Annotated in this window: 12 protein-coding genes; 6 read left to right on the top strand and 6 right to left on the bottom strand. The window is 72.7% G+C overall.

The features are described from left to right. The first annotated feature begins 23 nt into the window (after nt 1–23). Together ACIQU3_RS15600 and ACIQU3_RS15595 are read left to right on the top strand one after the other, a co-directional pair. The gene (locus ACIQU3_RS15600; protein WP_403734077.1) at nt 24–905 is read left to right on the top strand and encodes an SDR family oxidoreductase; all 882 of its coding nucleotides are present in this window, start codon (nt 24–26) and stop codon (nt 903–905) included. 82 nt (nt 906–987) lie between these two features. Further along, nucleotides 988–1842 carry an oxygenase MpaB family protein gene (locus tag ACIQU3_RS15595; protein ID WP_403734081.1) on the top strand — a complete coding sequence of 285 codons (855 nt, stop codon included), beginning with the start codon at nt 988–990 and terminating at the stop codon, nt 1840–1842. Between the two features lie 74 nt (nt 1843–1916). Here the strand turns inward: ACIQU3_RS15595 and ACIQU3_RS15590 are convergent, their stop codons facing one another. From ACIQU3_RS15590 to ACIQU3_RS15575, 4 genes are all read right to left on the bottom strand, one after another. Then, nucleotides 1917–2660, bottom strand: a complete 744-nt coding sequence (locus tag ACIQU3_RS15590) for an IclR family transcriptional regulator (protein ID WP_403734083.1) — start codon at nt 2658–2660, stop codon at nt 1917–1919. Beyond that, on the bottom strand, nt 2657–4030 hold the full coding sequence (locus ACIQU3_RS15585; RefSeq protein ID WP_403925415.1) for an alpha/beta hydrolase family protein: 1374 nt from the start codon (nt 4028–4030) through the stop codon (nt 2657–2659). Before ACIQU3_RS15585 ends, ACIQU3_RS15590 begins: the two co-directional genes overlap by 4 nt. Next, complete coding sequence (locus tag ACIQU3_RS15580; RefSeq protein ID WP_403925412.1) at nt 4027–5325, bottom strand: MFS transporter; 1299 nt, start codon at nt 5323–5325, stop codon at nt 4027–4029. Before ACIQU3_RS15580 ends, ACIQU3_RS15585 begins: the two co-directional genes overlap by 4 nt. 128 nt (nt 5326–5453) lie before the next feature. After that, entirely contained in the window at nt 5454–5879 is a 426-nt protein-coding gene (locus ACIQU3_RS15575; protein ID WP_403926148.1) for a MarR family winged helix-turn-helix transcriptional regulator, read from the bottom strand. A 220-nt stretch (nt 5880–6099) separates the two neighbouring features. On the opposite strand from ACIQU3_RS15575, the gene ACIQU3_RS15570 reads away from it, so the two are divergent. From ACIQU3_RS15570 to ACIQU3_RS15555, 4 genes are read left to right on the top strand one after another with little or no spacing between them, the layout of a single operon-like run. Next, on the top strand, nt 6100–7017 hold the full coding sequence (locus ACIQU3_RS15570) for an SDR family NAD(P)-dependent oxidoreductase (protein WP_403925409.1): 918 nt from the start codon (nt 6100–6102) through the stop codon (nt 7015–7017). Between the two features lie 11 nt (nt 7018–7028). Continuing rightward, nucleotides 7029–7904, top strand: coding sequence for an amidohydrolase family protein (locus tag ACIQU3_RS15565; RefSeq protein WP_403734296.1), 876 nt, complete (start codon nt 7029–7031; stop codon nt 7902–7904). A 10-nt stretch (nt 7905–7914) separates the two neighbouring features. Beyond that, entirely contained in the window at nt 7915–9417 is a 1503-nt protein-coding gene (locus ACIQU3_RS15560; RefSeq protein WP_403734093.1) for a long-chain fatty acid--CoA ligase, read from the top strand. 8 nt (nt 9418–9425) lie between these two features. After that, nucleotides 9426–9881: a MaoC family dehydratase gene (locus ACIQU3_RS15555; RefSeq protein ID WP_403734095.1), complete on the top strand. Its 456-nt coding sequence runs from the start codon at nt 9426–9428 to the stop codon at nt 9879–9881. Here ACIQU3_RS15555 and ACIQU3_RS15550 read toward each other — a convergent pair. Continuing rightward, nucleotides 9872–10699, bottom strand: a complete 828-nt coding sequence (locus ACIQU3_RS15550; protein WP_403734098.1) for a PaaX family transcriptional regulator C-terminal domain-containing protein — start codon at nt 10697–10699, stop codon at nt 9872–9874. The genes ACIQU3_RS15555 and ACIQU3_RS15550 overlap by 10 nt on opposite strands. Before the next feature lie 53 nt (nt 10700–10752). Further along, a complete protein-coding gene (locus tag ACIQU3_RS15545) occupies nt 10753–12435 on the bottom strand; it encodes a PHP domain-containing protein (protein ID WP_403734100.1) in 1683 nt (560 codons plus the stop codon). Nucleotides 12436–12450: the final 15 nt, after the last annotated feature.

Genomic DNA, 12450 nt, shown 5'->3' with positions numbered 1-12450 from the left:
GACGCCGGAAGGAAGGGCAGCCCATGCGCAGCAGTCCGCTCGCCGAGCGCACGATCGTCGTCACCGGAGCCGCCCGCGGTGTGGGCGCTGCCCTGGCCCGCGAGGTCGCCCGGCGCGGCGCCCGGGTGGCACTCGTCGGCCACGAGAAGGCCGCCCTGGAGGCGGTGGCCGCCTCGCTCCCCGGCCCGGCCCTCGCCCTGGAGGCCGACGTCACCGACCTCCCGGCGCTGGAAGCGGCGGCGGAAGCCGTGCGGGTCGGTCTCGGCCGCCCTTCGGCGGTGGTGGCCAACGCCGGGATCGCCGAGGGCGGCTCGCTGCTGGCCTCGGATCCCGACGCCTGGCGCCGCGTGATCGACGTCAACCTCACCGGCAGCGCGCGGACGGCCCGGGCGTTCCTGCCGGACCTGCTCGCCACGGCGGGCTACTTCCTCCAGGTCGCGTCCCTGGCCTCGATCGGCGCCGCCCCGCTGATGAGCGCCTACTGCGCCTCCAAGGCGGGGGTCGAGGCCTTCGCGCACTCCCTGCGGGCGGAGGTGGCGCACCGCGGGGTCGGGGTCGGCATCGCCTACCTCAACTGGACCGACACCGACATGATCCGCGACGCCGACCGGTACGCGGTCCTGCGGGAACTGCGCCTGCACATGCCCCCGCCGGCCCGCCGCGTGTACCCGGTGGAGGTCGTCGCCGCCCGCCTGGTCAGGGGCATGGAGCGACGGCGTACGGCCGTCTACGCCCCGGCCTGGCTGCGGCTGGCCCAGCCGATACGACCCGCCATGCCCCCGGTGGTCCTGCGCGTGTCGCGCCGTGCCCTGCCCCGCCTGGAGGCCTCGGGCCCGGTCCGCTACACCGGCCCGCTCGGCGCCGGCGGCCAGGCCGACCGCACGGCGTCGGGCGGGACGTCCTGACCCCGGCGGCACGGCAGGCCCGCCAGGCCCCGGCCGGCGCCGCCATGCCGGACACTGGGCGGCAGGAGAAGGGAGGCCGACCGTGCTGACCGGAGTTCGTGAACAGCTGGGCCAGGCCCTGTTCCGCCGGGTCGCCGGGCCCGGCGGGCCCGCGGCCCGGGCCCGCATCCATCACACGCCGGGGCCGCGCTGGTTCGGGCCGGACCGCCCCATCCGCACGGTCCACGGCGACGCCTCGATGTTCATCGGCGGGCTGACCGCCCTGCTCCTGCAGTCCCTGCACCCCCTCGCGATGGCGGCGGTCGCCGGCCACTCCGGCTTCCGCGGCGACCCGTGGGGCCGGCTGCAGCGCACCAGCACCTTCCTGGCCGTCACGACGTACGGCACCGCCGCCGACGCGCAGCAGGCGGTCGACCACGTGCGCGCCATCCACGAACGGATCCGCGGCACGACGGCCGACGGCGTGCCGTACCACGCGGCCGACCCCCACCTGCTCGGCTGGGTGCACGCCGCCGAGACGGACAGCTTCCTGCGCGCGCACGAACGCTACGGGGCCCGGCCGCTGGACGCCGCCGGCTACGACGCCTACGTCGCCGACACCGCGCGCGTCGCGGAGGCGCTGGGGGCTGCCGACCCGCCGCGCGACCGCGGCGAACTGGCCGAGCGTCTGGCCGCCTACCGGCCCGAACTGCGGGCCACGCCCGAGGCCCGGGCGGCCGCCCGCTTCCTGCTGTTCCAGCCTCCGCTGCCCCTGGCCGTCCGGCCCTTCTACGGGGGGCTGGCGGCGAACGCCGTCACGCTGCTCCCGCCCTGGGCCCGCGGCCTGCTGTGGCTGCCCCGGGTGCCGGTCGTCGAGGACCTCGCCGTGCGCCCCACGGGCCGGGCCCTGACCCGGACCATCCGCTGGGCCATGGCACCGGCCCGGGAAGAGGTCTGAAGCCAGGGCACACGGCACCGGCCCGGGAAGAGGCCTGACGTCACGGCACACGGCACCGGCGCCTCCGCCGCCCCTCAGGGCTGCCACCCCAGCGCCCGCGAGATACCCCGCGCCGCCACCCGCACCGCCGGGCCCAGGACCGGCACCCGGGCGTCGGCGTGAGGCACCACGATCGACACGGCGGCGGTCACGCTGCCGTCGGCGCCGCGTACCGGAGCGGCCACCGACAGGGCGTCCTCGGTGACCTGACGGTCGCTCACAGCCATGCCCGACCTGCGCACCTCGGCGAGGACCCGCCGCAGCCGCTCCGGTTCGGTGATCGTGTACGGGGTGAAGGCGGCGAGGCCGCCCGCGCAGTACTCCTTGCGGAACACCGGGTCGCCGTGGGCCAGCAACGCGAGTCCGACCCCGGTTGCGTGCAGCGGCCAGCGGGCGCCGACGCGGATGTGCACACCGACCGCGGACCGCCCCGACAGCCACTCGATGTAGACGACGTCCCGGCCGTCCCGCACGGCCAGTTGCACGTTCTCGTGCGTCGCCTCGTACAGGTCCTCCAGGTACGGCAGCGCGATCTGCCGCAGCGCGAGGCCGCGCGGGGCCAGCGCGGCGAGCTCCCACAGTCGCAGCCCCACGTGGTAGACGCCGGACTCGTCCCGCTCCAGGGCGCCCCACTCGGTGAGCGCGCCCACCAGCCGGTGTGCGGTGGTCAGGCTCAGCCCGGCCCGCCGGCTGATGTCCGTCAGGCACAGCGCCGGATGCTCGTGGTCGAAGGCCGCGAGCACGGACAGCAGCCGGTCGGGCGCGGTGGGGCCGGTCATGGCCGGGCGTCTGAGGGGTGGGCGAGGTCGTAGGGACGCGGGTAGGCGCTCGGACGGTACGGCAGGTAGCGGGGCTCCGTCGTGGGATCCTCGGCCCGCGCGCGGGAGTTGAGGGCGCCCGGCGAGGCGTCCCAGCGGCCGGTGTCCACGCGGTGCTCCAGGGTGTGCAGGGCGGCCAGTGTCTCGCCCGGGCCGAAGGTGCAGTGGCCCGGCGCGTCGACGTACGCCTGGCGGAGCAGCCCGGCTGCGCCCGCCGCGGTGGCGGCCCGCCGGTAGGCGCTCTCCGACTGCACCGGGATCAGGGCGTCACCGGTGGTGTGGATGTTCAGCTGAGGGTCGGTGAGGCGGCCGGAGAAGACGCTGGTGTTCCGCATCCACCGCACCGCCGACGGTTCGGCGGAGACCCGGGGTGCCCGGCCCAGGGCCGAGAGGTCCGTGCGCAAGGACAGTCCCGCCTCCTTGTAGAGCTCCGTCACCTCTTTGTACAGCGGGGAACGGGCGAGCATCGAGCGGTAGTCGACGCCCGTGTTCCACGACGGGTTGCCGCCCGCCCGGCTCTCTGCCTCCTGCCGCCAGGCGAACGCGGGCAGCTGCAACAGGCCCCGGACGGCCGCGTACTGGTTGGACTGCGCGGTCGCCCAGTCGGTGGGGCCTGGTTCGGGTTGCGAGGCGTCGTTGTGGCCCGGGATGCCGTGCAGGGCGGCGGCCAGGGCGATCCGGGCCCGGCCCCCTGGGGTCTGCTGGGCCGCGTCGACCTTCGAGGTGAGCGCTTTGCCCGCGGCGACCGCCTCGGCCCGGTCCGCGAACCCCGCGAGCCGCACACCGGAGTCCGGGGCGAGCAGGGTGCGCAGCGCGAACACCGGGTCCAGGGTGCTGTTCCAGTTGGCGACCCCGCCCTGCACCAGCCCGCACATCGACAGCGAACCGTCGAACCGTCCGGCGTGTCGCTCGGCGAGCATGGCCGTGACGAAGCCGCCGTACGAGGTGCCCCAGGCGAGCGTCCGACGGGCCGCTCCGTACGTCCCCGTGAAGAGGTCCAGCGTGGCGAGCTGGTCGGGCACGGCCTCGGCGATCGCCCAGCCGTTCGTCGCGTACGAGGAGCCGATCAGGGCGTACCCCTCGGCGAGCAGCCGGTCGCGGACGGCCGGACCGGGCGCGTTCTGGGCCGGGTTGGGTGCTCCGGCCGGGGTGTAGCCGTGGCTGTAGAGCAGGACCGTGCCGTTCCAGGACGCGGGGACGTCCATCACGTACGCGGCGCCTGAGGAAAGCCTGCCCTCCAGGTGGGTGCCGGTGGAGGCGGCGTGCGCGGGCAGGGCGGTCGCCGCCAGGGACAGACACGCGGTGGTCAGTAAGGCGAGGCGGATCCTCAACGGGGGGTTCCTTCCAGGGCGGGGGCGGCGGCAGGGGAGTGGAGGGCGTCCGTGTGCGTCTCGCGCAGCCGCCACACGGTGACCGCGGTGACGGCCGCGCCGGCGCACAGCATCAGCGACACCGGGGTGCTGCCGCCGCCGAAGGAGGCCAGGAGGCTGCCGGCGATCAGGGGCGAGAACCCGGCGCCGATCAGGGTCGCCCCCTGGTAACCGAGGGAGGCGCCGGTGTAGCGGACGCGGGTGCCGAACATCTCGGTGAGCAGGGCGCCTAGAGGGCCGTACATCGTGGACTGGGCGACGCCGTGGCCGAGGGCCAGGGCGAGGATCAGCAGGGCCGGCGACCCGGAATCGACCAGGGCCAGCACCGGGAACGCGAGCGCCGCCGAGGCGAGGGCACCGGCCAGGACGACGGGCCTGCGGCCGACGCGGTCCGACAGCGCGGACGCGGTGGGCAGCACGACGAGGGCCACGCAGGAGGCGACGGTGACGGCGGTCAGCACCTGCGGGCGGGTGTACCCCTCGTCGACGGCGTAGGAGATCATGAAGCTGGTCAGCAGCGACTGGGCGGTGAAGGCGCCGATGCCGACACAGGCGGCCAGCAGCACGGGCTTCGGGCGGCGCAGCACCTCGACGATCGGGGGCCGGTCCGCCGGCTCCTTCTTGACCTGCGCGAACAGCGGGCTCTCGGCGACCTTCAGACGCACGAACAGACCGACGGCCAGCAGCACGATGCTCAGCAGGAACGGCACGCGCCAGCCCCAGGAGCGGAAGTCGTCGTCCGGCAGCGCGGCGACGAGCGTGACCACACCGGCCGACAGCACGGAACCGAGCGGAGCGCCGAGCTGCGTGAAGCTGGACCACAGGCCGCGCCGGGAACCCCGGGCGTGCTCGGCATGTTCGACGACCATCAGCATCGCGCCGCCCCACTCGCCGCCGATCGCGATGCCCTGCACCACGCGCAGGGCGACGAGCAGCACCGGAGCCCAGACGCCGATGGTGTCGTACGTCGGCAGCAGGCCGATGAGGAAGCTTCCGGACCCCATCAGCACCATGGTCAGCAGCATCATCGACTTGCGGCCGATCCGGTCGCCGAAGTGCCCGAACACGATGCCGCAGAGCGGCCGGGCGAGGTAGCCGGCGGCGAAGGTGCCGAACGCCGCGATGGTGCCGACCGCCGGGTCGGCCCGCGGGAAGAACAGTTCGCCGAAGGCGAGCGCGGCCACGGTGCCGTAGACGAGGAAGTCGTAGAACTCGACGGCTGTGCCGAGCAGGCCGGAGGCGGCTACCCGGCGCAACTGCCGTGAATCGGGAGAGGGTCGGGATGCGGACGGGGATGGCTGCACGGTGGGCTCCCTGGGGACGGGACGCGGTTGGTCCGTGAAGTTATGCAGTCGTCGTGCAGCCGTCAATCACTTGCACAACATCAGTTCAGGCTGTCCTCCGCGATGCGCAGCAACAGCGCGTGCAGCGTCTCCCGCTCGGCGGCGTCCAGCGGACCGAGAAGTTCACCGGTCACCCGCAGGCCGTCCTCGTCGGTGTCGCGGAGGAAGTCGCGGCCCCTCTCGGACAGGACGACGATCCGGCTCCGGCGATCGTCGGGGGAGGGGCGGCGCTCGGCGAAGCCCAGCTTCTCCAGGTCGTCGACCAGGCCGACGATCGCGCTCGGGTCGTAGCCGAGCCGCGTGCTCAGCTCGCGCTGCAGGGCGCCGTCGGTGGTGGCGAGGAAGCGCAGCACCGCGTAGTGGCGCAGGCGCAGGCCCGACTCCTGGAGGCAGGCGTTGAAGAGCTGTCCCGAGCGCAGGCCCAGGCGGTACAGCAGGTAGCCCGTGTCGGCGTGCAGGCCGCGCATCCACGGCTCGTGGGCGTCGATGGGCTTCGCGGTGACGTTCTCGCGTGTGATGGCGGGCTCCCTGGGCTCGGTGCTGCTGGGTGCTGCTTCCTGCTGATTCCAGCATCCCGCACCCATGGGTAACCAACAACTATTGACGTCAACAATTATTGCTCTTAGCTTCGATCTCGCAGTCGAACCCGTGCGACTCGCAGTCGAATCCGTGTGAAGGGACCCGCCCGTGCCCAGCATCGATCTCTCCGGCAAGGCCGCCGTCGTCACCGGCAGCGGCCGTGGCCTCGGCCTCGCCTACGCCCGCGCCCTGGCCGCCCACGGCGCCTTCGTGGTCGTCAACGACGTCGACGAGGCGGTGGCCGAGGCAGCCGTGAAGTCCATCGTGGACGCGGGTGGCAAGGCCGTGGCCGAAGTGGTCCCGGTAGGCACCACCGAGGCGGCGGAACGGCTGGTCGGCCGCGCGGTCGAGGAGTTCGGACGGCTCGACGTGCTCGTCACCAACGCGGGCATCCTGCGCGACAAGGTCCTGTGGAAGATGACCGACGAGGACTTCGACGCGGTGCTCACCACTCACCTCAAGGGCACCTTCACCTGCGCCCGCGCCGCCGCCGTACGGATGCGCGAGCAGGGCGAGGGCGGCTCACTGGTCCTGGTCGGCTCCCCGGCCGGGCAGCGCGGCAACTTCGGTCAGACGAACTACGCCGCCGCCAAGGCCGGCATCGCGGCGATGGCCCGCACCTGGGCCATGGAACTGGGCCGCGCGAACATCACGGTCAACGCGATCGTGCCGGTCGCCGCCACCGCGATGACCGAGACCATCCCGGTCTTCGCCCCCTACATCGAGGCCATGCGGAACGGCGAGCCCCTGCCGGACTTCCTCCGCAAGGGCGAGGGATTCGGCACCCCCGAGGACTGCGCGGCCCTGGTCCCGTTCCTCGCCTCGGAGGCCGCTCGGGGCGTCACCGGCCAGGCCATCGGCATCGGCGGCGACAAGGTGGCACTCTGGTCGCACCCGCAGGAGATCAGGGCCGCCTACGCCGACGGCGGCTGGACCCCCGACACCCTGGCCGACGCCTGGCCGGCCTCGGTCGGTGCCGAGCTCCAGACCGTCGGCATTCCGGCACCGAAGCTTCCGGAGGCGTGATGGACCGCCCGATGAACGTCGACGAACTGGTCGCGATCGACGTCCACACCCACGCCGAGGTGTCCTCCAAGGGCCACTCCTCGCTGGACGACGACCTGCACGACGCCTCCTCCGCTTACTTCAAGGTGGAGGGCAAGCGGAAGCCCACCCTGGAGGAGACGGCCGCCTACTACCGCGAGCGGAAGATGGCCGCGGTCATCTTCACCGTCGACGCCGAGTCCGCGACCGGCACCGCGCCCGTCCCGAACGAGGAGGTCGCCGAGGCCGCGGCCGCCAACTCCGACGTCCTGATCCCCTTCGCCTCCATCGATCCCTTCCGGGGCAGGGCCGGCGTCAGACGGGCCCGCCGTCTGGTCGAGGAGTACGGCGTGAAGGGCTTCAAGTTCCACCCCAGCATCCAGGGGTTCTTCCCCAACGACCGCGCGGTGGCGTACGACCTGTACGAGGTGATCGAGGAGACGGGTGCCATCGCCCTCTTCCACACCGGCCAGACGGGTATCGGCGCCGGAGTTCCCGGCGGGGGCGGCATCAGGCTCAAGTACTCCAACCCCCTGCATGTGGACGACGTGGCGGCCGACTTCCCGCACCTGAAGATCATCCTGGCGCACCCGTCCTTTCCGTGGCAGGACGAGGCCCTGGCGGTCGCCACGCACAAGCCGGGGGTGCACATCGACCTGTCCGGCTGGTCGCCGAAGTACTTCCCGCCGCAGCTCGTGCAGTACGCGAACACCCTGCTGAAGGACAAGGTGCTCTTCGGCTCCGACTTCCCCGTCCTGACCCCCGACCGCTGGCTCGCCGACTTCGGCAAGCTGACGATCAAGGACGAGGTCCGGCCGAAGATCCTCAAGGAGAACGCGGCCCGCCTGCTCGGGCTGACGACACCGTAAGGGGCGAGACATGCGCAACGAGGGACTGGGGTCGTGGCCCGCACGCCGGGCCCGCAAGACCCCGCACCGCACCGCCCTGATCCACGACGGGTCCGCCACCGACTACGCCACCCTCCACACCCGCACCACCCGCCTGGCCCACGCCCTGCGCGCCCGGGGTGTGCGCCGCGGCGACCGCATCGCCTACCTCGGCCCGAACCACCCCTCGTATCTGGAGACCCTGTTCGCCGCGGGCCTGCTGGGCGCGGTCTTCGTCCCGCTCAACATCCGCCTCGCAGGTCCCGAGATCGCCTACCAGCTCGCCGACTCCGGCGCCCGGGCCCTCGTCTACGGCCCGTCCTACGCGGGTCTGGTCGCGGGCCTGCCGGGCAGCACGGACGTACGCCTCTACCTGGAGGTCGGCGCGGAGTACGAGGCGGCCGTCGCCGAGGCGGCCGGGGAGCCGATCGACGAACCCGTCGGCACCGACGACACCTGCATCATCATGTACACCTCGGGCACGACCGGCCGCCCCAAGGGCGCCATGCTCACCCACGGCAACCTCACCTGGAACGCCGTCAACGTCCTCGTCGACACCGACCTGATCGCCGACGAACGCGCGCTGGTCTCGGCCCCCCTGTTCCACACCGCGGGCCTGAACATGCTGACCCTGCCGGTCCTGCTGAAGGGCGGCACCTGCGTCCTGGTCGACGCCTTCGACCCGGACGCCACCTTCGACCTCATCGAACGGCACCGGATCACCTTCATGTTCGGCGTGCCCACGATGTTCGACCAGGTGGTCAGCCACCCGCGCTGGCCCGAGGCGGACCTGTCCTCGCTCCGCATCCTCACCTGCGGCGGCTCCCCGGTCCCCACCCCGCTGATCGCGGCGTACCTGGAGCGCGGCCTGACCTTCCTCCAGGGCTACGGGATGACCGAGGCCGCCCCGGGCACGCTGTTCCTGGACGCCGAGCACGCCGTGAGCAAGGCGGGTTCGGCGGGTGTGCCGCACTTCTTCAGCGACGTCCGCGTCGTCCGGCCGGACCTGGCACCGGCCGAGGTCGGCGAGGTCGGGGAGGTCGTGGTGCGCGGCCCGCACGTCATGCCCGGCTACTGGGGGCTGCCCGAGGAGACGGCCGCCTGCTTCGCGGACGGCTGGTTCCGCAGCGGGGACGCCGCGCAGGTCGACGAGGACGGCTACGTCCACATCGTCGACCGCATCAAGGACATGATCATCTCCGGTGGCGAGAACGTCTACCCCGCCGAGATCGAGGACCAGCTCCTCGCCCACCCGGACATCGCCGAGTGCGCGGTGATCGGCGTGCCGGACGACACGTGGGGCGAGGTGCCCCGCGCGGTCGTCGTCCCCCGCGAGGGCGCCGCCCTCGACCCCGACGAGGTGCTCGCGTCGCTCGCCGGCCGCCTCGCCAAGTACAAGATCCCCAAATCGGTGGTCCTCGCGGACGCACTCCCGCGCACGGCCTCCGGAAAGCTCCTCAAGTCCCGTGTCCGTACGCGCTACGGCCAGAGTTAAGGATCCGCATGAGCATCACCGTCAACGGCCTCGACGAACTCAAGAAGCTCGCCGGCAGCGACCTCGGCACCAGCGAGTGGATCGAGGTGACGCAGGAGCGCATCGACACCTTCGCGGACGCCACGGGCGACCACCAGTGGATCCACGTGGACCCCGAGCGTGCCAAGGAGGGGCCCTTCGGCGCACCCATCGCGCACGGCTACCTCACGCTGTCCCTCTTCATCCCCCTGTTCACCGAGCTGCTGGACGTCCAGGGCGTGACGACGAAAGTCAACTACGGCCTCAACAAGGTGCGTTTCCCCGCCCCCGTCAAGGCCGGCTCCCGCATCCGCCTCACCGCGAGGCTCGCCGAGGTCGAGGAGGTGCCGGGCGGCGTGCAGATCACCGTCGAGGGCGCCGTCGAGATCGAGGGCGGCACCAAGCCGGCCGCGGTACTGCAGAGCCTGTCACGGTTCTACGCCTGAGGGCGCGCCGGTACCAGGTCCAGAAGGCGTCGTGAGGCGTCGCGGACGAGCGGTGAGAGCCTGTCGTGCACGGTCCGGAACGTCTTCTCGGCCTGTTCGGCCGGCCAGTCCTCCGGCAGATGCGCGACGGGCAGCCGTGGGTCGCGCCGGACGATCTGCAACCACTCCGTCTGGAGCCGCAGCCGCAGCACGAGGGCGTCGTCGGCGTCCGGCAGCTCGTCCTCCCACGACTGCCAGCGCCGCACGAACCCCGCGTAGCGCCCGGCCAGGTCGGACAGTTCCCACGTCTCCTCGATCATCCTGCCGATGTCCATGCCGCTGTCGGCGTGCGCCCGGAACACCTTCACGTGGGCGGACAGGCCGAGCTCGGACACCAGGTCCGACACGTCGACCTCGCCCGGGGCGATCCACAGGCCGTTGAAGAGGGGGCCGAAGCCGCTCCAGGTCAGCCGGGAGCGCAGGTCGTGCCGCTGGCGCTGCCAGGACTCCGGCAGGGAGAAACCGAGCAGCGTCCAGGTGCCGTCCCACCGCCGGTTGACGGCACCCGTCCGCCAGATCCGCCGCTCGCCGTCGCGCAGCACCGCCTCCGAGCGCTCGGTCAGCCCGAAGTACATCCGCCGGCCCTCACGCTGGCGGCGCAGCAGATCACGGCCGGCCATGCGGCTCAGCGTGGAGCGGGTCGCCTGCTCCCCGATCCCGGCCCGGGCGAACACGTCGATGACGCTGCCCGAGTACACGCACACGTCACGGCCGAGCACCTGGTCGCCCAGGAACGTCAGCATGAGGGACTGGGGCCGCAGCGACTCTTCACCGGTCACGCGGCCCACCGTACCTCCGCCCGATCAGACCGTGACCTGCTGGTACCTGGGCATCAAGCCCCCTCGACGTCCACGAACACGGGGTTCGAGTAGAACCAGGTGTCCGCCCACGGATCACCGTCCCCTGGGGCGTGCGGGACCGGCCCGTGCGGGTCGACCGAGGCGCCCAGACGGCCGGCGCCGTTGCGGTTGCCGTCGCTGCCGCGCAGCCGCACATAGAAGGACTCCGCTCCGGCGGTCAGCGGGATCCGCAGGGTGAAGGTGCCCTTCCGGCCGGAGACGTCCTCGGTCCGCACGACCCGGGTGTCCGGTGCCTTCCACGTGTCGCGGTCGGCGACCGGCCCGCGCACCGCGCCGCGGATGACGTCCACATGCGCCAACTCGGGCAGTATCCCCTGAGGGTTGGGCCGGGACGCGGTCGTCACCGTGACGTGCAGGGTGAGCCTCTCGCCCGTGCGGACCCGCAGCCGGCCGCCGAGCGTCACGCCCCGGCCCCGGTCGAGGTCCCGCGTGAGGCGGACGTCGAGTCCGTCGAGCAGATGCCCGTGGTCCAGCCAGACCCGGCCCGCCCGCATCCCGGCCATCACCGCGCGGTAGCCGTACCGGGTGACGCCCACATGCGTACGGCTGAACTGGCCGGGCCAGAAGTCACTGCCCGGCTGCGGGGTGCCGGTGTTCACCGGGTCGGGGAGCTTCCCCGTGTTGTCGAAGGTCTGCCCGGGCTGCCAGTCGCCGTTCTTCCAGGTGTCGAAGACGATCCGGTGCGCGTCGGAGTTGGTCGTGACCGAGAACAGCCGGCCCTCGGCGAGCATCGAGTCCCACAGACCGCCGACGGTCGCGGTCGCCCAGTCGAAGCCGCCGTACGTCAGGTAGGCGTCCGCCGGGTAGCCGGGCCAGGACTGCGCCGACGGCTTGTTCTCGTACTCGCCGCGGATCGAGGTGGCCCCGCGCCGGCCGGGGATGGCCGCGCCCTGCGCACCGGGCGCGCCCTCCATGCCGATCATGATCTCGGGTGCCGCGTCCCGCCAGGCGCGCAGCTCGTGCGGGGAGTCGATACCGAGGCGCATGGGGTGGTTGGCGAGGACCAGCACGTCGTCGACGCAGCCCGAACGGCGCTGCTCGGCCAGCCACTTGATCGCCTTGACGGCGTGCGTCTCGTTGCGGCCCGTGTCCGAGTCGGCGGGGCCGCCCTTGTCGTAGGCGAGGAGCTTGCCGTCGTAGGCCCGCTCGAAGCAGGTCAGTACGTCGACCTCGCGCGGCCCGGGCGCGGTGAACACCGTGCAGTGCTCGGCGGCCGGGATGTACCACTCCAGGCCCTGGAAGATCAGCTGCCGCGGGTTCTCCGCCCGTGCCTCCAGGATCTCCCGGTGCTCCATCGCGGCCCCGAAGTCGGCGTGCCCGAAGTTGGAGTGCTCGGTGAACACCATCCAGTCCAGGCCGTACTTCGCGCCCGCGGCGGCCAGCTGGGAGAAGGTGTACTTGGCGTCGTGGCTGTACACGGAGTGGATGTGGTGGTCGCCGACCAGGTAGGCCAGGCGCGGGTCCTCACCGCCCGGCCGGATGCCGTCACCGGCGGCCAGGGCGGGGGTCCGGGAAGCCGCCGCCGAGCCGAGGGCGAACGCGGCGCCGAACAGGCCCGCGCGGCGCAGGAGTCCGCGGCGGGACACGCCCTGCGGGTCGAGGGCGGCGGGGGAGACGGACGGATCGGCCCAGACGGCCAGCTGCTGCTCGATCATGATCAGGGGCCCTTC

Origin of the sequence: Streptomyces sp. NPDC101110, assembly GCF_044759525.1 — a bacterium.
In the GTDB taxonomy this organism is placed as follows: Bacteria; Actinomycetota; Actinomycetes; order Streptomycetales; family Streptomycetaceae; genus Streptomyces.
Note: the sequence above shows the minus strand (reverse complement) of the source record. Positions and strands in the feature narration are given on the sequence as shown.